Raw genomic sequence first — 21,285 nt, forward strand, 5'->3', positions numbered from 1 at the left:
CGCCAAAGTGGTGACCCAGGCTGTCATTGACCATTTTGAAACGATCGAGGTCGATGAACATCACCGCCAACTGCCGCCCTTCCTCGCGAAATTGTGACCAGGCGCGATTCAATCGCTGCTGCAAACAGGTGCGGTTCGGCAGCCCGGTCAGCGCGTCATGGAAGTTTTCGTGTTGAAGCTTGGCGTTGGCGTAATCCAGTTCACGTGTACGGTCCTGAACCCGCGCCTCCAGTTTGACGTTGGCCGCATGGATCGCTTCCGCCGCGCTACGTCGCGACAACGCGGTGTCGATGTGCCGCGAAACAAACGTCAGCAACTCCTGATCGCGCTGGGTATAGCTGACCTCGGTGGTGTAGCTCTGAACCGCCAGCACCCCGCGCACCACATTGCCCTCAAACAGCGGAATGCCCAGCCACGAATGCGAACGCACTGACTCATGGGCCACTTCGATCTCACCGGCCGTGGCCAATCGCTCGGCGTCTACCGGGCTGATCAGGCAAGGTCGGCGCTGGCGGATGACGTACTCGGTCAACCCGCGCCGGCCGCGCCGCGCCTTGGGACGGGTGGTTAAACGTTCGTCGACATAATACGGAAAGGTCACCTCGCCGATAGCGTCGTCAAACAGGGCGATATAGAAGTTACGCGCAAACAGCAGCTCGCCGACGATCAGGTGCAGGCCATGAAACAACTCGGCCATGTCGCCCGATTGGCTCGACAGCTCGGCAATCTGGAACAGTGCGCTCTGCAGATGCTCGGCGCGCTCACGCTCGGCAACTTCCTGACGCAGTGCAGCGTTGAGTTCGGACAACTCCAATGTGCGCCGCAGTACAGTTTGTTCCAGGTCTTCCCGATGCAGGATTCGGTCGAAGGCCATGGCCACGTGACGCACCACCACCAGAAACAGTGCTTTGTCTTCAGCGCTGTAGGCTCGCGACAGCTCGTACACCTGCATCGCCAGCATGCCGAACACTTCGTCGGAGGCATTTTTCAGCGGTGCGCCCATCCAGAACTCCGGACGATCACCCACGCAATAAAATCGGCCTTCGGCTTGCGCGGCGAGAATCCCCGCCGAATCGATCAATAATGGCTGACCACTGGTCAACACTTGCCCGGTCAGCGAGAGGTGATCGGGATCGAGGTACTCGTAGTTCTCGGCTTCCAGTGCATCGACATCGATAATGTCGACGTAGTACGGGTAATCAATCTTGCGGGTTTGCGGGTTATACAACGCAAGGTAGAAGTTTTCAGCGTCGATCAGGCTGGCGAGTAACTGGTGCACCCCCACCAGAAACTTCGATCGATCGCGCGTCGAACTGGCCAGGTAAGTAATGTCGTAGAGCACCCGCTGCGTACTTTGCGCCCGCGCCAGGGTGTCGGTCTGCACCTGAATGCCCAGGCACAGGGCAAATTCAGCAAGGGCGGGTTCGGATGCATCGCTAACGGGCGCCAATAACCAGCCCAGCACGCTCTCTCCGGCTCCGGTCGGCCATCGGTGCAGGCGCCAGGTCAGGCAAAACGCATCGAACTCTTCGTTGGCAATGCTGGCCGGCCACTGCACGCGGGGGTCGCCCTGCCCCACCAGATGCATTTGCTCACCGGCGCGGTAGACCACCCACGCCGTGGTGTGAGCCCAGCCACGCGCTGTGTCCAGCAAGGATTCGAGGGTGTTTTCACTGGCGGCCGGTATCATCCTGGAAACATCCGGGTTCCCTGAAGGTTGAGATGCGACAGAGTCGCAATCGTTCGATTGCCGCGGGGCGTCGGTCAATGGACGAACACTCATCACTGCTCCCTGAGCCAGAAACTGGCGGTACTCATCTTGCTGACTGCTAGCAATGTGCCAACATGCTTCCGTTTAAAGCTTATAGCTCATTTTTTCAAATGTTTTATGCGCTTTAGTACAGTCAGCGGTCGGATGATGAGTCCTGCGTCACAAACTAACAGAAACTAACTGTTTCGACGGTGATGTGCTTGATCATCCGGAAAGGCGCTAAATCGGCCTCATTATTGGTCAAACAGGTGATCAGGCGCCACTCCCGTTCGATGGGCGTCCAATGTTGCTGCCGCGCACGTCCCAATTTATCCGAATCGGCCAATACAATAACTTCGGCCGCGCGTTTGATGATGCACTCTTTAAGATAGGCCTGTTGCGCGCTGGCCTCGCACAAACCGAACTCGGCCACTACGCCGTCGGCACCGAGGAATGCCTTGTCGACGCTCAGGCGACTGAGGGTCAGTTCGGCCAATGGGCCGAGGGTGCTCATGCTGGAACCACGTAGATCACCGCCGATCAAAGTCAGGCGCACACCCGGCGCGTTGGCCAGGGTCATGACGGCCAGCAGGTTATTGGTCACGACATGCACGTCTTGCCGCGAAAACAGGTGCTGGGCCAAGGCGGCGCACGTAGTGCCGCCGTCCAGCAACACGGTGTCGCCGTCGTGCACATGGGCGGCTGCGGCCTGGGCAATCAACTCTTTTTGATCGCGCTGGGTGGTCTTGCGCTCATCCAATGAGGCTTCCGGCTCATGGGAGCCGACCAACGCGGTGGCGCCGCCGTAAGTCCGTACCAGATGCCGCTGTTTGGCGAGCATGGTCAGATCGCGGCGTACCGTCGCCTCAGAAACCCCGAGCGCGGCGCTCAACTGCTCGACGTTGGTGTCGCGGGTGCGAACCAGTTCGAGGATGGCGCGATGGCGTTCGGAAGCTTTCATAAACAGGTCTCGTGGTCAGGGACGGTTGCCGATCTTACACGAGCGCAGGCGGTGTGACGCCTTCGCCAACAAGGTGAGCCCCTGTAGGAGCGAACGTGTTCGCGAGGCGGTATACCTGAAACACCGCATCAAGCCTCTCGCCAACAAGTTGGCTCCTACAGACCAACTGTCTACCACTGCAGTCAATCAGCGACGTGTCGCCAATTCCGCGCCCTGGCGCAAGGCTTCCAGCAAGCTGCGCTCATCGGCGATGCCCTTGCCGGCGATGTCGAACGCGGTGCCGTGGTCGACCGAGGTGCGAATCACGTCGAGCCCCACGGTGACATTGACCCCGGCTTCCAGGCCCAACACCTTGACCGGGCCATGGCCTTGGTCGTGATACATCGCCACCACCAGGTCGAAGTCGCCACGTCCGGCGCGGAAGAACAAGGTGTCGGCCGGCAACGGGCCGGTGACATCCAGGCCACGCTCTTGCAGCAGCTTCACCGCCGGGATGATCTTCTCTTCTTCTTCCCCATAACCGAACAGGCCGTTTTCACCGGCATGCGGGTTGATGCCGCACACGCCGATACGCGGCCTGGCGATGCCGGCCTTGATCAACGTCGCGTTGCCGCGTTCGATGGTGCGCTGAACCAGACCCGGCTCGATCTTGCGGATCGCGTCGATGATACCGATGTGGGTGGTGACGTGGATCACGCGCAATTGCGGCGCCACCAGCATCATCGACACTTCATCGATGTTGGTCAGGTGCGCCAGCATTTCGGTGTGGCCCGGGTACTTGTGGCCACCGGCGTGCAGCGCTTCTTTGTTCAGCGGCGCGGTGCAGATTGCGTCGATCTGGTTGGCCTGAGCCAGTTCCACCGCACGGGCGATGTATTGATACGCCGCATCGCCTGCCACCGGCGACAGCACGCCGAACGGCAGATCGTCCGGGATCAAATCCAGGTCGATGCAGTCGATGGTGCCGGCCTCATACAACGCCTCCGAGGCCTCTTTGATGCGACGCACCTTGGCACTGCCACCGACGATCGTGTTGGCTTGCTCCAGGCGACGGGCATCGCCAACCACCAACGGACGACATTGCTGGTAAACGATGTCGTGGGTCAGGCTTTTGACGATGATTTCCGGACCGACGCCGGTGGCGTCGCCCATGGTGATACCGATGACAGGAAGGTAGTTACTCATAATAGGTGCTCGAGCCTTGGGTTCGTGAACGTTAATGCGCTTCAACGGTGGCACTCAGGTGCAACCACGCGGCATACAGCGCGTGCTCGGTACCGAAGGCGCCGGCCTTGGTGATGACGCCGGGGCAATGGCCGTGGCGGCTGGCGATGGGCCTGCCGTAGGCGACACCCGCTTCGATTTCGCAAAGCAATTGCAGGCTGCCGATGCCGACCGTGGTCAGCATCGCGCGCGCCGTCTCGCCGCCAGTGGCAATCAGCCCACCGACTTTGGCAAAGTGAGGTTCGACCAACGCGGCCAGCACGTTGGACAGGTGCGCGCCTTCCTGCGGGTCAAACGCTTCGTCGCGACCAATGCGCAGCAGCAAATCGTGCCCCGCATCGAGGGTTGCGCCGATCCGTGACCGCCAGCTCGCCCAGTCGCCATGACTGGAGCCTGGACGCAGAACGGCAGGCGGTACGATCAACTCGATCACCTCGCTGCGTTGCTTGAGCAAATCGCATTGACGGACCGATACCGCGGACAAGCTGCCGACCATGATCAGAATCGGCGCGCGCCGATCTGCCACAACGGCGCGTTCAACCGCAGCATGGCCCTGAGGCGCGGCGCGAAAGAAATCCGGCAGTTTGGCAATTTCCCGCGCCAGGCCGCCCGAGCCGACCCAGAACAACGGCAGGTCCATGTGCGCCGTCACCTGAGCCAGGTGCAGCAGATCGTCCGCCGTGTGGGCATCGACGATCAATGCCTGGGCGCCACTGTTGGCGCTAGCCACAATACGCGCGGCCAACGCTTCGGGATCACTGCGCAGCGTCTCGATATCCAGCAACTGGCTCTGCAACCCGGCAGCCACCAGCATCGCGGCAACATCCGCCGGGCGATCGGCATTTTCCAGTTTCCAGGTCTCGGTGCTTTCCAGCGGCTCGCCGTTGACGAACACCCGCCCGCCTTGCAGGGTGCGACCGGTGGCCGGAAACGCTGGCGCAACAATCGCCAGACCGGCCAAGGGTTGCAGGGCCGCAACTTCAGCCGCCCAGTTACCACGCAATGTCGAATCGATTTTCTTGTACAAGCGCTGACCCGGTTTGATCAGCGCCTCGAACGCGGCGCGGGTGTGCGCCGCCGCCTCGGCCGGCGACAAGCGCCGGGTATCGGTGTCGGCGGCAGTCACCTGCGCTTCAGCGCTGGCGGACATCGGGTCCAGCGCGACCACGGTGTGCAAGCCGCAGCTGGCAAAACCGATGGCACAGTCCGCTGCCCCCGACAAATCGTCGGCGATGATCAACATACTCATCGAGTGACCTCTTCTCGCACCACGCGCGCCTGAGCCCTGGCCTGCTGCCGTTCCTGATAACGCTTGGCGATGGCAGCGGTGAGGATAGGCGACAGAATCGCCGTCACCACCACGCAGGCGGCGACCAGCAGCGTCGCGCTTTTCGCGGCGTCGGCATAGATCGGATTGGCAGCGGCGATCAACGCCGGCACCGCAGCGGCATTGCCCGCGGTGTTGGCCGCCGCCACCCCGGCGACCCCGGTACCACCCGTGAAACGGTCAGCAAAGTACAGCGGAATACCGGTCACGATCACCACCGCTACGCCCATGCCGATACCCAGCAGGCCGGCGCGCCAGACATTCTGCAAGTCAAGGCTGGCACCCAGCGCCAAGGCAAAAAACGGAATCATCACCGGTACGGCCTTGGCCAGGAAATCGCGCATGTCACGATCAAGGTTACCCAGCAACATGCCCACCAACAGCGGCAGGATACTGCCCAGCAACGTCGGCCACGGGAACGCTGCCAGACCGGCAACACCGAGGGTGACCATGGTCAGGAACGGGCCCGACTCCAGCGACATCACGGTGTAGGCGCCGACATCTTCCGAACGCCCGTACTGGCCCATCAACGCCATGTACAAGCCGCCGTTGGTATCGTTCATCGCCGCGACGATGGCCAATGTGGACACCCCGGCAAAGATTCCGGAGGAGATCGGCTGTTCACCCAAGAAGTGACCAAAGACCACGCCCATGATCACCGCGACGCCAACCTTGGTGGCAAACAGCGCGCCGCCTTTCTTCAGTAGATAAGGCGTGGCTTTGACATCGATGCTCGCCCCCATGCACACATAGAACACGGCGAGGATCGGCAGCGCCCCGGTAAACAAGGCATTGGTGAACGAGCCGAAGAATTTCGGCATATCCGGCATGAATGTCGCGACGAGCGAACCGATCAGCAGCGGGACAATCATCATCCCGCCGGGAATGCGTTCAATGCTGCGCTTGATAGGAATTTGGGCCACGTGGCTCTCCTTATAATTGTTTGGTCTGACGCTGAACCCTGAATATGACTGAAACGAGCACATAAATGATCGATTCAGTCAAAACAGAGTAGAACATTCATCTTACTTGCGCAAACCAATCATTAAAGATGCTCACTTCAAGCATTACCCCCCGTTTGCAGTCTATCCCCCACACTCGAACGAGTGCCTTCTGCCGAGGTCGAAATCCTTACAGGGGTCGTCCCCCGAGGAGATTGATTCATGGTTATTCACTACAAAACTGCCGGGCACCTGGCGTGCGGACACCATGGCAGCAACCTCACCTCCACCAGCGAACTGGCACGGGTGAAATGCCGCAGTTGCCGCAACACGGATGTGTTCAAACAAGCACGTAAAGACGCGCGAAATGCGGCGCGTCGGGCATCACGTAAAAATCGCATCACGCACGTGGCGACGGATTGGCGCAGCGCCTGGCAACAGCGCCTGACCGATCTGCCTGGCCTGCAGCGCTTGCCAAGAGGGTTCAAGGATCAGGCGTTTGTTTAGAAGCGTCTGCGCTGTTGCCATTTCGCCAACTGGTTGGCGAAATGGCAACAGCGCGCAATAACTGATACGACAACGGCAGGCTGCCCAACTCCCACAACTCAACTGCCGCTTGGACGCTGCTCCAGGCTTCACGGATCACCCCGCCATCGCTATGCTCGACGCGACCCTGCCCACACTGGAGCCTCAATGAATTCGGATGATCTCGGCCTGTTCGCGCAAGTGGCCGCCAGCGGCAGCATCTCTCGCGCCGCGATGGAGTTGGGCGCGGACCAATCCACCGTGAGTCGGCGCATCGGCTTACTGGAGGCGGAGCTCGGCGTGCGCCTGTTCCACCGCAGTGGTCGCGGCGTGAGCCTGACCGAACGTGGCCAACAGTTGCTCGGTTATGCCAACAGCGTGGCGCAAACCCTCAGCGAGGCCGAGCAAGGCATGCGCGACAGCGCCGAACAAGGGCCAGCGCGCTTGTGTATCGCCGCGCAACCGACCATCGCGCGCATCTTGTTTGGCAGCCTCGGCCATGCGCTGAAAGAGCGCTATCCACTGACCCAGGTACGCTTCGTCGAAGGACTGGCCAGTCAGGTACTGGGGCGTTTGAGTGATGGCGAGGTCGACATTGCAATCCTCTACCTTCCGGAGCATCCCGGCGCCTTGCAGTTCGATTTATTGCTCAGCGAAGAAATCCACCTGATCACCCCGGCGGATTATCCGCTGCACGGCGATGCGGTGTCAGTGCGTGATTTGGGGGAGATTCCATTGATCCTGCCCAGCACCCATCATGGTTTGCGGGTGATGGTCGAATCGCTGGCGGCGCGCTACGGTTTTTCGCCGAACATTGCGCTGGAGTGCGACGGCTCGATTTCAATTACCAAGCGTCTGGTGCTGGCCAACTGTGGTTGTACGGTGCTGCCTTCAGCAGCGGTCATCGAAGAAGTGGCGGCCGGTCGTTTGAAAAGCTTCCGCCTGGAGAACCCGGAAATTCGCCGCAATGTCGCGATTGTCTGGCCCAAGAACCGCGTCACCCCCAATGGCTTATGGGCAGTGACGCAGATCATCCGTCAGCGCACCGCAGAACTGGTGCACCAAGGTCACTGGCCGGATGCAATCCTGCAAACGGCCAGCGACGACAGCCGGCTTAACCCTTGACCAGTTCGCCGTCGCGCAAGCGCCAGAGGTTCAGTGGGTTGGCGTCGGTCAGCGACGGTGGCAACAGATTGTCAGGGACGTTCTGGTAGCACACCGGACGCAAGAACCGCTCAATGGCCGCCGCGCCCACCGAGGTGGTGCGGTTATCTGCGGTGGCCGGGAACGGACCACCGTGGACCATGGCGTAACTGACTTCGACGCCAGTCGGGAAATCGTTGAACAGAATACGCCCGGCCTTGCGTTCCAGGGTCGGCAGCAGTTCAGCGGCTTGCGCATGATCGGCTTGATCCAGTTGCAGGGTCGCGGTCAATTGCCCGGCCAGACGCGAAGCCACCTTGCGCATCTCGGCAAAATCGCGGCACACAATCAGCAGCGAGCTTGGGCCGAAGTTTTCGTCTTCAAGCGTCGGGTTGGCGAGGAACGCCTTGGCGTCAGTGCGGAATACCGCCGGCTGCGCTTCAAACAAACCTTTGGGTGCCAGGCCCTCGGCCACCGGCTGCACGTCCGCGCTGTCACGCAAACGCTTCAGGCCTTGGCAGTAAGCACCATGGATGCCGGGCGTAAGCATGGTGGTCGGCGCACGCGCGGCCAGTTCGTTGGCCGCGGTTTTGACGAACACTTCCAGCGCCTCGCCTTCTATTGCGATCAGCAGGCCCGGGTTGGTGCAGAACTGCCCCGCGCCCAACACCAACGAATCGACGAAGCTTTTGGCGATGGCCGGACCACGGGCCTGCAACGCCGACGGCATCAGGAACACCGGGTTGACGCTGCTCATCTCGGCATACACCGGGATCGGCACCGCACGTGCCTGAGCGGCGCGCAGCAAGGCCAGACCGCCTTGACGCGAGCCAGTGAAGCCCACGGCCTGGATCGCCGGATGACTGACCAGCGCCTGGCCGATGTCATTACCCGTACCCAGTACCAGCGAGAACACGCCTTCAGGCATGCCAGTGTCTTTGGCCGCTTGCTGAATCACGCGCGCCACCAGCTCGGAAGTGCCCAGGTGCGCGTTGTGCGCCTTGACCACCACCGGGCTGCCAGCGGCCAGCGCCGAGGCGGTATCACCACCGGCCACCGAGAACGCCAGCGGGAAGTTACTGGAACCGAACACCGCGACCGGGCCGACGGAAATGCGGCGCTGACGCAGATCGGCGCGAGGCAACGGCGCGCGCTCAGGCAGCGCGCTGTCCAACACCGCGCCGTGCCAACGACCGTCACGCAACAGCGTAGCGAACAAGCGCAATTGGGTGACTGTACGCATGCGCTCGCCTTCCAGACGCGGCTTGGGCAAGCCGCTTTCCAGATGCGCGCGTTCGGTCAGGTTGTCGCCTAAATCGAGTAACCCTTGGGCAATAGCGTCGAGAAAACTGGCACGGCGCTCGTCCGGCAACTGCCGATAGGTATCGAATGCCGACTCCGCCAGCTCGCAGGCCTGGTCAATGTCGTGGGCCGACGCAGCGCCGAACGCCGGCTCAAGCGCCTCACCGGACACCGCAGCGATGGCAAAGACGTCGCCGCCCTGCCCTTTGACGGCGCGGTGGCCGATGATCATTTCACCTGAAATCTGCATAGTGGTCCTCAATCGAAAAAAGCGGCTCAGTCCAGGCGTGCCTGGGGAGAAATCTGTCGAGAGTCCGTACGCAATTCAATCAACGCGGGCACCCCGGCCTGTTGGGCACGCTGCAAGGCCGCCGGAAAATCTTCGGTGCGCTCGACCAACTCACCATGGGCGCCAAACGACCGGGCGAAGCTTACAAAATCCGGGTTGACCAACTCAGTCGCCGAGACTCGACCGGGGTATTCGCGTTCCTGATGCATACGAATGGTGCCCAGCATACCGTTGTTGACCACAATCACCACCAGCGGCGCGCCAAATTGCACGGCGGTGGCCAACTCTTGCGGGTACATCATGAAACAACCGTCGCCGGCGAAGCACACCACGCTACGCTCAGGACGTTGCAGTTTGGCGGCGATCGCTGCCGGAAATCCGTAGCCCATGGCGCCATTGGTCGGTGCCAGTTCAGTGCCCGGATGGCGGTAGCGATAGAAGCGATGTACCCAGACGGTGTAGTTGCCGGCGCCGTTGCTGATCACCGCGTCGTCGGGCAGCACGTCATTCAAATGCGCGACCACTTGCGCCAGATCGACCCCGACCAGCTGCGGGTGCGGCTGGGGCGGCGTCGAATGCTGCACGTAGTCGGCGCGCGCAGCTTCGGTCCAGTCCCTCCACGGTTGCGCCTTCAGCGCCGGCATCCGTTCCAGCGCATGGGCGAAACCGCGCAGCGACGACAGAATCGGCAAGCGCGCCTGATACACGCGGCCCAGCTCCTGCGGGTCGGGGTGCACATGCACCAGCGGCTGCGTCGGCAACGGGCTTTTAATCAGCGAATAGCCGCCGGACACGGTTTCGCTGAGCCGCGAACCGATGACCAGCAACAGGTCAGTTGTTTTCAGGCGCTCTGCGAGCTTCGGCGAAACCCCCAGACCGAGCATGCCGACGTAATGCGGGTCACGGTTATCGAACAGGTCCTGACGGCGGAACGACGCGGCGACCGGCAGGTTATTCGCTGTGACGAAGCGCTTGATCGCCTGGCACGACGCCTCATCCCAGGCCGTGCCACCGAGTACCACCAACGGCTGGCGCGCGGTGCTGAGCATCGCGTGCAGCTCGTCCAGTGCCGTCGGATCGGGCATCGCGTGGGCAATTCGAACGGGCAGCGCATCGGCACACAGACCGGAGCCAAACAGCACTTCTTCCGGCAAACCGATCACCACCGGCCCTGGACGCCCCGACATCGCAATGCTGAAGGCCTTGGCGACGATTTCCGGAATTCGCTCGAGGCTGTCGATTTCGGTCACCCACTTGGCCAGACCGCCGAACATCTGCCGGTAATCCACTTCCTGAAACGCTTCACGCCCCATGAAGCCGCCTTCGACCTGGCCGATGAACAGGATCATCGGGGTCGAGTCCTGCTTGGCGGTGTGCACGCCATTGCTGGCATGGGTCGCGCCGGGGCCTCGGGTCACAAAGCAGATCCCCGGCCGACCGGTCAATTTGCCGTAGGCATCGGCCATGTTCGAGGCGGCGCCTTCGTGGCGGGTGACGATGGTGCGAATCGGCTGAGCGTCGTGCAGCGCATCAAGCACCGGCAGATAACTTTCGCCGGGCACGCAAAACACGGTGTCGACCGCGTTTTGCAGCAGCGCCTGGACCAGGATTTGCCCGCCATTACGGGGTTGGGTAACTTCAGACATAAACTTCAAGCTCCTTGTTACGGGTTTCAGGCAGGAACAACGCGACGGCGAATACCAGTAAATAGGAACAGGCGGCCCATACCCCGATGGACACCGCCAACCCCATCGAGGCGCTGGTCATGCCCACGCCCGCCGGTACCAGAGCGCCAATGCCCCGACCAAAATTGTAGGAAAAACCACCGGCAGTGCCGCGAATCTGCGCCGGGAACAGTTCGGTAAAACAGGCGCCCATCCCGGAGACGATCCCCGACTGGAACAAACCCAAGGGAAAACCGAGCAGCAGCAATGCACTCATCGGCAGGTGGAATTGGGTATAGGCCAGGACGGTCAGGGTTGCACCGGCGGCAGACAGCGCGAAGGTCTTGCGTCGGCCGATGCCATCGCTGAGGTAGGCCATACCGACATAGCCGCAAAACGAACCGAAGATATTCACCGCCAGGTACAGCGAGGTCATGCTCACCGTCAGGCCCTGAGTTTCCCGCAGGTAAGTCACCAGCCAGGTCAGGATGGTGTAGTTACCACCCAGGGCACCCGCCGCCATTAGTGACGCCATGACTGTGCTTGGCAGAATCGTCGGCGAAAAAATCAGCGCGAAGGTCTTCAACGGGCTGGTCTTTTCCCGGTATTGGGAGGCGGCTTCGAACGCCTCGGATTCGCTGATATTGCGGCGCATCCACACCACCAGCAGGCCCGGCAACACCCCTAACAGGAACAGTACGCGCCAGGCATCGGCCTCCGGCATCAGGTTGAAGATGATCCAGTACGCCAACGCCGCCAAGGCATAACCCACTGGCCACCCGGCTTGAACCGAGCCCACGGCGCGACCGCGAATGCGTTTGTCGACCACTTCGCCGATCAGCACCGCACCGGCCGCCCACTCACCGCCAAAGCCCAGTCCTTGCAGACTGCGGGTCAGCAACAGTTGATGGAAGGAATCGGTGAACGCCGACAGTCCGGTGAACAGGGAAAACCAAAGGATCGCCAGCTTCAACACTTTGACCCGGCCGATACGGTCAGCAAGCACACCGGCGAGCACCCCGCCGATGGCCGAAGAAATCAAGGCCGACGTACTGATGACACCGGCTTCACCTTTGGTCATGCCCCAGACGGTCAGCAGTGTGGGGATGACGAAGGCAAACAGTTGGACGTCCATCGCGTCCAGCGCCCATCCGAGGAAACACGCCCAGAAGGTTCGCCGCTGATTAGGCGCCATGCTGTGGTACCAGGACTGCATAGACTCTCTCCATTGCGCGACTGCGCTTGTTAGTTTTATAGGTCAGAAGACAGAACCGAGTATGTGAGCAAGCCGCTGCGGGCCGAAGGGCGTGGGGTGCATAGCAGGTAGGGCGAAGTTGCGGGGGCACGTCTCAAGCCATGGCACAAATCCTCTGAGCTGCCGAAGGCCGCGAGACGGCCGGAAACGCCGCGACTGCCCCGCTGCCGATCGCAACCTTCGGCAGCTCCTACAGGGGTTGCATCGGATGTGGTGCAGCGATCATTTGTACCAACCCCGATACATTTCCGACAACCGCCCGACACTCGGATAGAACAGCCTTCCGCCCCGCCTGTCCGCGAAGTAGCATGACGGGCAGCGTTGTTTCACTACCGGCCAGCAATGGCGGCAATCTTCAGGCGGCAATCGCACCATGCAAGAAGTTACCCCTATGAGTCTCGACAACGCCTCGGCCGAAGATCGTCGCTGGAACGTACGCGCGCTGATCGTCGATGACGATGTACCGATTCGCGAATTGCTCTGCGATTATCTGGCACGCTTCAACATCCAGTGCGTGGGGGTCACCGACGGCATGGCCATGCGTCAGGTGCTGTCGGAAGAAACCTTCGACGTTGTAGTCCTGGACCTGATGCTGCCCGGCGAAGACGGCTTGTCACTGTGTCGCTGGCTGCGTGGCACGTCGGACATTCCGATTCTGATGCTCACGGCCCGCTGGCGAACCCACCGACCGCATCATCGGCCTCGAACTGGGCGCCGACGATTACATGGCCAAGCCCTTTGAGCCTCGGGAATTGGTTGCGCGAATTCAAACCATACTGCGCCGGGTGCGTGACGACCGCAGCGAACAACGCACCAATATCCGCTTCGACGCCTGGCGCCTGAACAGTGTGATGCGTCAGTTGACCGCGCCTAATGGTTTGGTGGTGCCACTGTCCAACGCCGAATTCCGCCTGCTGCGGGTATTCCTCGAACGCCCACGTCGCGTGCTGAACCGCGAGCAGCTGCTGGACGCCGCGCGCGGACGCAGTATCGAAGCCTTCGACCGCAGCATCGATTTGCTGGTCTCGCGCTTGCGGCAAAAACTCGGCGACGATCCAAAATCACCGCAACTGATCAAAACCGTACGCGGCGAAGGTTATCTGTTCGACGCCAGGGACATCGGTTGATCCGCTCGGCCGACACGCTGTTCGCCCGGCTGTTCGGCGGCGCGCTGCTGGCCATTCTGCTTGCGCACCTGTTGGCGTTCATCTGGTTCACCCATTACGGTTTTCCGCATCCGCCGCCCCCGCCGCAGATGGAGGAGCGCTTCGCACTTCAGGCGCCGGGCTTCGACACCGAACATCCGCACAAGCATCCTCCGGGACGGCCGCCGCTGTTCGGCGGGCCGCTCGTGCCATTGGTATTCCAGCTGATCACCCTGGTGGTTGCCGCGTGGTATGGCGCCAAAGCCTTGAGCCGGCCGATCCGGCGATTGGGCGAAGCCGCCGAGCGCATCAGCGAGAACCTCGACAGTCCGCCCCTGGAGATCACCGGCCCCCGTGAGGCGCGGCAGGCCGCGCAGACCTTCAACCTGATGCAACAACGCATCCGCGAACAGGTGCAACAACGCGGGCGCATGCTCGCCGCTATGTCCCATGACCTGCGCACGCCGCTGTCCCGCCTGAAGTTGCGGGTCGAGCAGATCGACGATAGCAAGCTGCACGGGCAGATGACCCAGGACCTGGACGACATGATCGGCATGCTCGATGCCACCCTGACCTACCTGCATGACCAGCGCACCAGTGAAGCACTGCAACTGTTCGATGTGCAGGCGCTGATCGAATCGCTCACCGAAAACGCTCAGGACCACGGCCACGATGCCCACAGCAGCGGTCATTGTCGGCCACTGATGGTGCAGCCAATGGCCGTGCGTTCGTGTCTGAGCAACCTGATCGACAACGCCTTGCGCTATGCCGGGCACACTCACATCGAGATACAGGACTGCTCGAACCGCGTGCAATTGCGCGTCATCGACCATGGCCCCGGCATCCCTGCCGACCAACGCGAGGTGGTGTTCGAACCCTTCTACCGCGTCGAAGGCTCACGCAACCGCAATTCCGGCGGCGTCGGCATGGGTTTGACCATCGCCCGCGACGCCGCGCGGCGCATGGGCGGCGACCTGAAGCTGGAAGACACGCCCGGCGGCGGCCTGACCGTACTCTTCGACCTGCCGCGACCCTAAAGGGTGGCTGCCCTCAGCCAGCGCTACGACAGCAGCGCGGCGGATCAACGTTTATCCGCAGGCCCCTGTCCCTGAACCTTGGGCGAGGTCCAATCGATCAACAGGCTGTAGGCCACGGCCAGCAAGGTCGGGCCGATAAACAGGCCGATAAACCCAAACGCCAGCAAGCCGCCGAATACCCCGAGCAACACGATCACCAGCGGCAAATCACCGCCACGGCTGATCAGGTAGGGTTTGAGCACGTTGTCGACGCCGCTGATGATGAACGTCCCCCAAATGCCCAGAAACACCGCCATGCCGTACTCACCCTTCCACGCCAGCCAGGCCGTGGCCGGGATCCAGATCAGCGGCGGGCCCATCGGCACCAGGCTAAGCAGGAACGTGGCGATCCCCAGCACCAGGGCGCCCGGCACACCGGCGATCAGGAACCCGATCAACGCCAGCACCGCCTGCGCTGCGGCGGTGCCGATCACCCCGTTGACCACCCGTTGCACGGTACCCGCCACCAGTTCAAGGTAATACCCGGCGCGATCGCCGATCAGCCGCTCCAGCAAGCCGAGCACAAAGGCCGCCAGCCTCGGCCCGTCGCGGTAGAAGAAAAACACAAATACCAGACTCAAGGTCAGGTCGAGAATCCCGGCGCCCACCTGCGCACTGCGCGCGATCAACCAGTTACCGACCTGCCCAAGGTACGGTTTGACCGCCACCAGCACCGCCGCGCCCTGCTGATCAATGGTGTTCCAGTAGCCGATCAGTCGCCCGCCCACAAACGGCACGCCCGCCAACCAGGTGGGCGGCGCAGGTAAACCATCGACCTGCACGTCCTTGATGAAACTCAGTGCGTCGCGAATGTGATCCGCGAGGTTGAACCCCAACCAGACCAAAGGTGCAGCCATCACCGCCATCCAGACCAGCGTCAGCACGCCGGCGGCCAACGTTTCGCGACCGTGCAGCCAGCGGGTCATCAGGCGCATCAACGGCCAACTGGCAAATGCCAGCACCGCGCCCCAGAACAACGCCGACCAGAACGGCGCCATCACCCACAGCACAGCGCCCAGTAGCGCCAGGAGCAGAATCTGCACCAACAGGCGATCATTATTGAGCATGGGTTACCCCGTAAAAGACAAACGAATGGACTGAGCATAACGGCGAACTCTAACCGCATTAGTGCTCGACCGTTGGCAAACGCTACTCAGCGAATCACTTCCAGCGCCAGTTCCGGCGTGGCCGGGCTGCCCGCCTCCAGGCGCGCGGCACGCACCCCCTTGGCGATCAACGCCTCACGCCAGGCTTCGGCGTTGGCCCCGGAAAGCGTGACACGCAGGGAGCTGTCGAGATTGAGCCCGCGCGACAGTAAGGTCGTCCAGACATCCTGCGGGTCACCGGTCAGCGCCGGAAAGTCCAGTTTGCCGGTGCTTTTCAGCTGGCGCAGCAAGGTCGCGGAGGTCGGCAGCAGGTCACCCAACGGTGCAGCGGCGTCGAATTGTTCGACGTGCAGGTAGCCCCGACGATTGCCCCGAGTGATGCTGTACAGCGCGATCAGAGTGTCGTGCTTCGGCGCGGCCAGGCGCAACAGCAGATAGGCCTGCTGATCATCGGCACCGTACAACTTGGCGTTACCGAAGACTTCGTTGGCCCACAGGCTGCTTTCGCCGCAATCCCGAGCCTGACACCAGAATAACAACTCGGCGCCCTGCTGCTGCAAGGCCTCGCGCGCAGCGGTAAAGGCTTCATCGGAGGTGTGCTCGGTGGGCAACTCATAGGTCACCGAAGTGACATTGCCCTTGGCGTTGATCTGCCCATCGAAGCGCAACTGGCCGCTGATCTTGCGAATCGAACCCAGCGGGTAGATGCGCTCCTGGGCGGTGGTCGGCCGGTAGTCGATGATTTCGGCATCCAGCAAGCGTGGCACAACCGCCAGATCATGGCTGTCCGGGACATCGGCGGCATGCAACAAGGTACTGAACGACAAACCGATAAAAACACCGAATAAACGCATAGGTGTGCTCATCGGGTCGACCGGGGGAAAGTGCATTCAAGCGCGTGGCAAGGGCTGGCGATACAGTGGTCCATCAAGGTCATCTCCTGTTTCAATCCGCCCAGCCTCGACAGTTGACCGCTGCAAGTCAAGGAACGGCATAAAAGCGATTGAAACAGTCTGCAACAGCGCTTGCCCCCTCCTCGTCGTTCAAGTGCAAATGATGCCCGCCTGGCAAGGGTGTAACGGTGAAGGGCAACTGCGACAACAGTTCCGGGTGTTGCGCCAACATGCCGTCTTGCGCCACCACCAGTTGGGTGGGACAACTGATGCGTTTGACGAAAGACATCGCCTGTTCGTGGGTCAGACGTTGCGGTGAGTGCAAGGTCAAACGGCTGTCGCTGCGCCAGGTGTAGCCACCCGGAACCGGCATCAGACCGCGCTGTGCGAGCAGTTCCGCCGCTTCCCGACTGACTGCGACCACGCCTTTCATTCGTGCCTCCACGGCGCGATCGATATCGCTGTAGATCGGTTTGCGTTTGTCCGACAGGTTCAGCTGTGCCTGCAAGGCCATGCCCAGACGCTCGGCGGCGCCGCTGGCTTCGCCCGTGGGCGGCACCACGCCATCGATCAGCGCCAGACGCGTCACTCGCTCGGGCAACGCCCCGGCCAACGCCACCGAAACAATCGCCCCCAGAGAATGGCCCATCAGCGAAAAGCGCTGCCAGCCCAACTGCTCGGCGACTTGCAGCACGTCATGCACATAATCCCACAGCGAATAACCGGCGCCGATCGGACGGTGATCGGAATGACCATGGCCGGCCATGTCCAGCGCGACAATGCGCAAACCGTTTAATTTGGGGGCCAGGCGCGCAAAGCTGTTGGCGTTATCCAGCCAGCCATGCAGGGCGATCACCGGTTGACCGTCTTCCGGGCCAAACAAATGGGCCGCCAATTCGATATGCGGCAGCCTCAGGCGAACTTCCTCGACGGGCCGGCTCATGCGCACTCTCGCTCAGCGTTGCGCGCATCCCAGCGAATGAACAGCGACTTGAGCAGATCGGCGGTGGCTTGCGGACGCTCCAACGGAAACATATGACCTCCAGGCATGGACAAGGACTCGCCCAACGGCAGGCGCTTCACCGAACTGGCGTGATGGCGCATGACCACCCGGCTATGACGCCCACGCACCACGGCCAGCGGCACTTGCAACTGCTGCGTGCGACCCGGACTGGTGTGCGGCACGCTGCGATAAATACTGATTTCAGTGGCAGGGTCAAAGCGCAGGCGCAATTGATCGCCGTCCTGCTGCAGGCCGTGTTCCAGATACGCATCAAAGCATTCGGGGTCGAAACGGCGAAACAGCGTTTTGCCCGCAAAATACTGGCGCGCGGCGTCCAGATCAGTGAACAGCTCACGACGCCCCAGCGTGCGGCCGGCCGGGGTGATGCGGTCGATGAAACCAAAGCGCTTGGCGGCACGAATCATCAACTGATCGGCCAGTGTCAGCACCGGCGAATCGAGCATCACCACCCCGCGATACAACTCAGGACAACGCAGCGCTGCATGAAAATGCAACACCCCGCCAAGTGAATGCCCTACGCCCCATACCGGCTCTGGCTGCAGGCGCAGGTGATGGATCAACTCGTCGACCAGACTCAGCCAGTTATCGTTGACCGGAAACCGCGGATCATGGGCATGCTGCTCGAGATGCGCCACGGCATAGTTCGGCCCCAGCGCATTGAACAACTTGCTGTAGGTGGCGGATGGAAAGCCATTGGCGTGAGCGAAAAACACCTGTTGCGACATGCGAGCGCGTCCAAAACAAAACCAGTGGCAATTGTGCGCATCCGCCTACGGCACGGCAATGACTGTAACGGCCAGGAATGATGACACTTAGGTCAAGGCTATGGATGGGGGCATCAAACCATGCACCCGCATGTCGGCCCGCAAACAGGATTGCGATCCTGCGTAGGAGCTTCCGCAGGCTGTGAACAAAGCCATCGCGAAGGTCGTTCCGACCTTATCGCAGCCTGCGGCAGCTCCTACAAAACTGGGGTCAACCGTAGATTTTTGTCCAACCATAAATCCTTGTGGCGAAGAGGCCAGCAAGAGCACCACTTTACTTTTGTAGCACCCAAAATTAAGCCCGGCTAATGCCGGGCTGGGTGTGAAGCGGGCTGTCTTAGCTGATGCGGTTTGCACCCACATGGTCAGCGCCATCGGCAGCAACACGGTTCGCGCCGACATGATCTGCACCATCAGCCGCTACACGGTTCGCGCCAACATGATCTGCACCATCAGCGGCTACATGTGCCGAGTGGATATGTGCCGAGCCGTTTTCTGCGAAGGCTGGTACTGCGAAAGTTGCGCCAGCCAGTACCGTAAAAGCCAGACCGAAGATGAATTTAGAAGTGTTCATGTTTGGTGCTCCGCAATGGTTTAGAAGTTGTTAGTGGGTATGGGGTGGATTCTACGCGGAGCCCCGTTATTAAGAAGTCAATCGGAGTGCTAGCCGATATCGCTGGAATTGATAGTGCGAAAAATGTAGTCATTTCAGGACTATGCACCACAAAGAGCGCTCTACCGGCAACCTCAGAGCCCGAGGATCAGGCTCCGGTAATGCCCGGGATTGGACCCGGACCATTTGCGAAAGGCTTTGTAGAACGAGCTGGTATCGGCAAAGCCTAGCCGTGCGGCAATGTCGGCAAAGCTGAGGTCTGGCTCGGCCAGCCAGACAATCGCCAACTCCTTGCGCACGCTGTCCTTGAGCGCCTGATACGTTTGCCCCTCTTCCGCCAGGCGACGGCGCAAAGTGGAGGCCGACATGCATAAAGTCTGCGCCAGCATTTCAGTCTCAGGCCATTGCTCGGCGGGCAGGGTGCGCAGTTCATTTTTGATGCGGCTGGCGAAGCTTTCCGGATCGCGGTATTTCACCAGGATATTGGCCGGCGCCCGCGCCAGAAAGCGTGTCAGTTCTTCATCGCTGCGCTTGATCGGCAGGTCGAGGCAGTCGGCGGCGAAGATCATCCGGGTGCGCGGTCGATCGAAACGCAGGTTTTCGGAGAACATCACCTTATAGTCTTCGCAAAAATCCGGTGCGGCGCAGCGCAGCTCGATGGCCAGGATCGGTATTCGCCGCCCCGCCAGCCAACAGGCGACGCCATGCACGATCATCCAGAACGTGAAATAGGTGAACGGCCGTCGCGCTGCTGTGTCACCTTCATCGAGAACGATTTCCGCCAGGCTCTGTTGACGCACCAACCCGGCCTGAAAGCCTTCGAGCATCAGTGACAGAAAGCTCAACCCCGACTCCAGCCCGGCCGCCAGCGTGGGTTGCGCCATGGACGAACGACACAAAAACCCCAGGCTGCCCGACCTTAGCCGCCGTGGGTCCATGCCGAAAAACTCGTCATCCCGGCGTCGCGCCAGCAGTCGCCATAGCCTCGCATAGGCTGTCGCCGGCACCCGCGCATCCGCTTGAGCAAACAACGCCGGCGCAATGCCGACCTTGGTCAATACCTCGTCAGTGGCTGCTCCCGGCGCACAACACTGCAACAGTGCTTCGCGCACCATGTGCATGGAGATGGTGTCTTTTTCTGACATGAGTACCGCGGGTCCGTGATAGCGAGAGGCATGATTGCCGGCCATCTTAGGCAACGTATTGCAAAACGCCAGCTAAACACGGGCTTTAACGGTCAACCGTCTAAGCCACCTCCACCTCGGACCAGACATTCATCAGCGGCGTCTCGGACAACATTTCGCCCAGGCGCCACATATCATTCCGCTGGCTGCGCCAGGCGAGATAAAGGTTAAAGGCATCAGTGCTTTCCCATTTTTCGATGAACAGCACGGTGCACGGGTCATCGTGCTGGCGTACCACCTGCATCGACAGCGACCCTGAAAAAGCCAGCGTTTCGGCGACCCGCACAGTGAGTTCATCGAGAAATGCGTCTTTCAACGATGGCTTTACCTTCATCTGCAGCGTGACAGTGATAGCGTTGTTCATGGTGTGTTCTCTTCGCTGACGGCCGGTGAACGAAGCATAGTGTCAAAACCCTCAGTCATCCGAAACGCCGGATAAGCCGATAATTTCGCCATTGCCCCCTCAACCGCCGACTTTACACTGCTTGGCCCGCGACGCAATCCGACACACATGATCACCCGGTAAAAACGAACCTCCCTACGGCCAGGCGGTCGCAGGGTAGTACCGCTAGTCTATTCAGACAGCCTTTGCCTGGCTCACGGGAGTTCACCGATGCCGCAACACCCTATCCGCACTCTGCTCACCTGCCTGTTGCTGCTGGCCCTGAGCGCTTGTGCGCTGCTGCCCAACCGCGATCCGCTGACTATCAACGTGGTGGGTATCGAACCGCTCGAAAGCCAGGGGTTCGAAGTGCGCTTTGCCGTCAAACTGCGCTTGCAGAACCCCAACGAAACACCGATTGAATACACCGGCGTGGCCCTCGATCTGGACGTCAACGGCCGGCTGCTGGCGTCTGGCGTGAGCGATCAGCAAGGCACCATCGGCCGCTTCTCCGAGGCGGTACTGGTGGTGCCGATCACCGTTTCAGCGTTCAGCGCCTTGCGCCAGGCTGTGGGGTTGGCGGACAACCAGGACGTGATCAACAACCTGCCGTATGTGCTGCACGGCAAGTTGGCGGGCGGATTGTTTGGCACCATGCGTTTCAGCGACAGCGGCACCTTGAGCATGCCGAAGTCGCTGAACGGCGGTTGGTAAGCA

19 protein-coding genes and 1 pseudogene (1 of these 20 cut by a window edge) are annotated in these 21,285 nt (G+C 61.2%); 5 read left to right on the top strand and 15 right to left on the bottom strand.

From position 1 onward, the window contains the following. From ACF0H7_RS19200 to ACF0H7_RS19220, 5 genes are all read right to left on the bottom strand, one after another. Nucleotides 1-1,783: the 5' portion of an EAL domain-containing protein gene (locus tag ACF0H7_RS19200; protein ID WP_397448463.1), read on the bottom strand. It extends 1,130 nt beyond the left edge of the window; only the first 1,783 of its 2,913 coding nucleotides appear in the window; the start codon lies at nt 1,781-1,783; the stop codon falls past the left edge of the window. 154 nt (nt 1,784-1,937) lie between these two features. Beyond that, the gene (locus ACF0H7_RS19205; RefSeq protein ID WP_397448464.1) at nt 1,938-2,711 is read right to left on the bottom strand and encodes a DeoR/GlpR family DNA-binding transcription regulator; all 774 of its coding nucleotides are present in this window, start codon (nt 2,709-2,711) and stop codon (nt 1,938-1,940) included. Between the two features lie 186 nt (nt 2,712-2,897). Next, a complete protein-coding gene (gene pdxA, locus ACF0H7_RS19210; protein ID WP_397448465.1) occupies nt 2,898-3,896 on the bottom strand; it encodes a 4-hydroxythreonine-4-phosphate dehydrogenase PdxA in 999 nt (332 codons plus the stop codon). 31 nt (nt 3,897-3,927) lie between these two features. Then, nucleotides 3,928-5,184 (bottom strand): four-carbon acid sugar kinase family protein, encoded by a 1,257-nt coding sequence (locus ACF0H7_RS19215; protein WP_397448466.1) that lies wholly within the window; start codon nt 5,182-5,184, stop codon nt 3,928-3,930. Continuing rightward, nucleotides 5,181-6,185: a 2-keto-3-deoxygluconate permease gene (locus ACF0H7_RS19220; protein ID WP_397448467.1), complete on the bottom strand. Its 1,005-nt coding sequence runs from the start codon at nt 6,183-6,185 to the stop codon at nt 5,181-5,183. Before ACF0H7_RS19220 ends, ACF0H7_RS19215 begins: the two co-directional genes overlap by 4 nt. A gap of 240 nt (nt 6,186-6,425) precedes the next feature. Between ACF0H7_RS19220 and ACF0H7_RS19225 the strand changes: the two genes are divergently transcribed. Further along, nucleotides 6,426-6,710 (top strand): hypothetical protein, encoded by a 285-nt coding sequence (locus ACF0H7_RS19225; RefSeq protein WP_397448468.1) that lies wholly within the window; start codon nt 6,426-6,428, stop codon nt 6,708-6,710. 186 nt (nt 6,711-6,896) lie between these two features. Further along, nucleotides 6,897-7,853, top strand: coding sequence for a LysR family transcriptional regulator (locus ACF0H7_RS19230; protein ID WP_397448469.1), 957 nt, complete (start codon nt 6,897-6,899; stop codon nt 7,851-7,853). Here ACF0H7_RS19230 and ACF0H7_RS19235 read toward each other — a convergent pair. Genes ACF0H7_RS19235 through ACF0H7_RS19245 form a run of 3 tightly spaced genes read right to left on the bottom strand, consistent with a single transcriptional unit; the run spans nt 7,843 to nt 12,342 of the window. Then, nucleotides 7,843-9,423 (bottom strand): aldehyde dehydrogenase (NADP(+)), encoded by a 1,581-nt coding sequence (locus ACF0H7_RS19235; RefSeq protein WP_397448470.1) that lies wholly within the window; start codon nt 9,421-9,423, stop codon nt 7,843-7,845. The two genes, ACF0H7_RS19230 and ACF0H7_RS19235, sit on opposite strands and share 11 nt — an antisense overlap. Nucleotides 9,424-9,449: 26 nt before the next feature. Next, nucleotides 9,450-11,108, bottom strand: coding sequence for a thiamine pyrophosphate-binding protein (locus ACF0H7_RS19240; protein ID WP_397448471.1), 1,659 nt, complete (start codon nt 11,106-11,108; stop codon nt 9,450-9,452). Continuing rightward, entirely contained in the window at nt 11,101-12,342 is a 1,242-nt protein-coding gene (locus tag ACF0H7_RS19245; protein WP_397448472.1) for an MFS transporter, read from the bottom strand. Before ACF0H7_RS19245 ends, ACF0H7_RS19240 begins: the two co-directional genes overlap by 8 nt. Nucleotides 12,343-12,754: 412 nt before the next feature. Between ACF0H7_RS19245 and ACF0H7_RS19250 the strand changes: the two are divergent. Both ACF0H7_RS19250 and ACF0H7_RS19255 read left to right on the top strand, forming a co-directional pair. Beyond that, a pseudogene (locus ACF0H7_RS19250) lies at nt 12,755-13,508 on the top strand (response regulator). Next, complete coding sequence (locus tag ACF0H7_RS19255; protein ID WP_397448473.1) at nt 13,505-14,563, top strand: sensor histidine kinase; 1,059 nt, start codon at nt 13,505-13,507, stop codon at nt 14,561-14,563. Before ACF0H7_RS19250 ends, ACF0H7_RS19255 begins: the two are co-directional and overlap by 4 nt. A 44-nt stretch (nt 14,564-14,607) precedes the next feature. Here ACF0H7_RS19255 and ACF0H7_RS19260 read toward each other — a convergent pair whose 3' ends face one another. From ACF0H7_RS19260 to ACF0H7_RS19290, 7 genes are all read right to left on the bottom strand, one after another. Then, nucleotides 14,608-15,669: an AI-2E family transporter gene (locus tag ACF0H7_RS19260; RefSeq protein ID WP_397448474.1), complete on the bottom strand. Its 1,062-nt coding sequence runs from the start codon at nt 15,667-15,669 to the stop codon at nt 14,608-14,610. Nucleotides 15,670-15,755: 86 nt separating this feature from the next. Next, nucleotides 15,756-16,562, bottom strand: coding sequence for a DUF4892 domain-containing protein (locus ACF0H7_RS19265; RefSeq protein WP_397453952.1), 807 nt, complete (start codon nt 16,560-16,562; stop codon nt 15,756-15,758). Between the two features lie 127 nt (nt 16,563-16,689). Next, nucleotides 16,690-17,544 (bottom strand): alpha/beta hydrolase, encoded by an 855-nt coding sequence (locus ACF0H7_RS19270; RefSeq protein ID WP_397448475.1) that lies wholly within the window; start codon nt 17,542-17,544, stop codon nt 16,690-16,692. After that, complete coding sequence (locus ACF0H7_RS19275) at nt 17,541-18,350, bottom strand: alpha/beta fold hydrolase (protein ID WP_397448476.1); 810 nt, start codon at nt 18,348-18,350, stop codon at nt 17,541-17,543. The genes ACF0H7_RS19270 and ACF0H7_RS19275 overlap by 4 nt, the downstream gene beginning before the upstream one ends. Before the next feature lie 376 nt (nt 18,351-18,726). Next, nucleotides 18,727-18,963, bottom strand: coding sequence for a hypothetical protein (locus ACF0H7_RS19280; RefSeq protein WP_397448477.1), 237 nt, complete (start codon nt 18,961-18,963; stop codon nt 18,727-18,729). Between the two features lie 173 nt (nt 18,964-19,136). Continuing rightward, the gene (locus tag ACF0H7_RS19285) at nt 19,137-20,147 is read right to left on the bottom strand and encodes an AraC family transcriptional regulator (protein ID WP_397448478.1); all 1,011 of its coding nucleotides are present in this window, start codon (nt 20,145-20,147) and stop codon (nt 19,137-19,139) included. A 100-nt stretch (nt 20,148-20,247) separates the two neighbouring features. After that, nucleotides 20,248-20,550, bottom strand: coding sequence for a putative quinol monooxygenase (locus ACF0H7_RS19290; RefSeq protein WP_397448479.1), 303 nt, complete (start codon nt 20,548-20,550; stop codon nt 20,248-20,250). Between the two features lie 249 nt (nt 20,551-20,799). Between ACF0H7_RS19290 and ACF0H7_RS19295 the strand changes: the two genes are divergently transcribed. Further along, the gene (locus tag ACF0H7_RS19295; protein WP_397448480.1) at nt 20,800-21,282 is read left to right on the top strand and encodes an LEA type 2 family protein; all 483 of its coding nucleotides are present in this window, start codon (nt 20,800-20,802) and stop codon (nt 21,280-21,282) included. Nucleotides 21,283-21,285: the final 3 nt, after the last annotated feature.

The organism is Pseudomonas sp. NA-150, assembly GCF_044336365.1.
Classification (GTDB): Bacteria; Pseudomonadota; Gammaproteobacteria; order Pseudomonadales; family Pseudomonadaceae; genus Aquipseudomonas.

What these genes read in the sequence shown, in the direction of transcription:
- ACF0H7_RS19205 (WP_397448464.1), bottom strand. Translation starts at nt 2,711, where the DNA reads ATGAAAGCTTCCGAACGCCATCGCGCCATCCTCGAACTGGTTCGCACC.
- pdxA (WP_397448465.1), bottom strand. Translation starts at nt 3,896, where the DNA reads ATGAGTAACTACCTTCCTGTCATCGGTATCACCATGGGCGACGCCACC.
- ACF0H7_RS19215 (WP_397448466.1), bottom strand. Translation starts at nt 5,184, where the DNA reads ATGAGTATGTTGATCATCGCCGACGATTTGTCGGGGGCAGCGGACTGT.
- ACF0H7_RS19225 (WP_397448468.1), top strand. Translation starts at nt 6,426, where the DNA reads ATGGTTATTCACTACAAAACTGCCGGGCACCTGGCGTGCGGACACCAT.
- ACF0H7_RS19230 (WP_397448469.1), top strand. Translation starts at nt 6,897, where the DNA reads ATGAATTCGGATGATCTCGGCCTGTTCGCGCAAGTGGCCGCCAGCGGC.
- ACF0H7_RS19235 (WP_397448470.1), bottom strand. Translation starts at nt 9,423, where the DNA reads ATGCAGATTTCAGGTGAAATGATCATCGGCCACCGCGCCGTCAAAGGG.
- ACF0H7_RS19240 (WP_397448471.1), bottom strand. Translation starts at nt 11,108, where the DNA reads ATGTCTGAAGTTACCCAACCCCGTAATGGCGGGCAAATCCTGGTCCAG.
- ACF0H7_RS19245 (WP_397448472.1), bottom strand. Translation starts at nt 12,342, where the DNA reads ATGCAGTCCTGGTACCACAGCATGGCGCCTAATCAGCGGCGAACCTTC.
- ACF0H7_RS19260 (WP_397448474.1), bottom strand. Translation starts at nt 15,669, where the DNA reads ATGCTCAATAATGATCGCCTGTTGGTGCAGATTCTGCTCCTGGCGCTA.
- ACF0H7_RS19265 (WP_397453952.1), bottom strand. Translation starts at nt 16,562, where the DNA reads ATGCGTTTATTCGGTGTTTTTATCGGTTTGTCGTTCAGTACCTTGTTG.
- ACF0H7_RS19270 (WP_397448475.1), bottom strand. Translation starts at nt 17,544, where the DNA reads ATGAGCCGGCCCGTCGAGGAAGTTCGCCTGAGGCTGCCGCATATCGAA.
- ACF0H7_RS19275 (WP_397448476.1), bottom strand. Translation starts at nt 18,350, where the DNA reads ATGTCGCAACAGGTGTTTTTCGCTCACGCCAATGGCTTTCCATCCGCC.
- ACF0H7_RS19280 (WP_397448477.1), bottom strand. Translation starts at nt 18,963, where the DNA reads ATGAACACTTCTAAATTCATCTTCGGTCTGGCTTTTACGGTACTGGCT.
- ACF0H7_RS19285 (WP_397448478.1), bottom strand. Translation starts at nt 20,147, where the DNA reads ATGTCAGAAAAAGACACCATCTCCATGCACATGGTGCGCGAAGCACTG.
- ACF0H7_RS19290 (WP_397448479.1), bottom strand. Translation starts at nt 20,550, where the DNA reads ATGAACAACGCTATCACTGTCACGCTGCAGATGAAGGTAAAGCCATCG.
- ACF0H7_RS19295 (WP_397448480.1), top strand. Translation starts at nt 20,800, where the DNA reads ATGCCGCAACACCCTATCCGCACTCTGCTCACCTGCCTGTTGCTGCTG.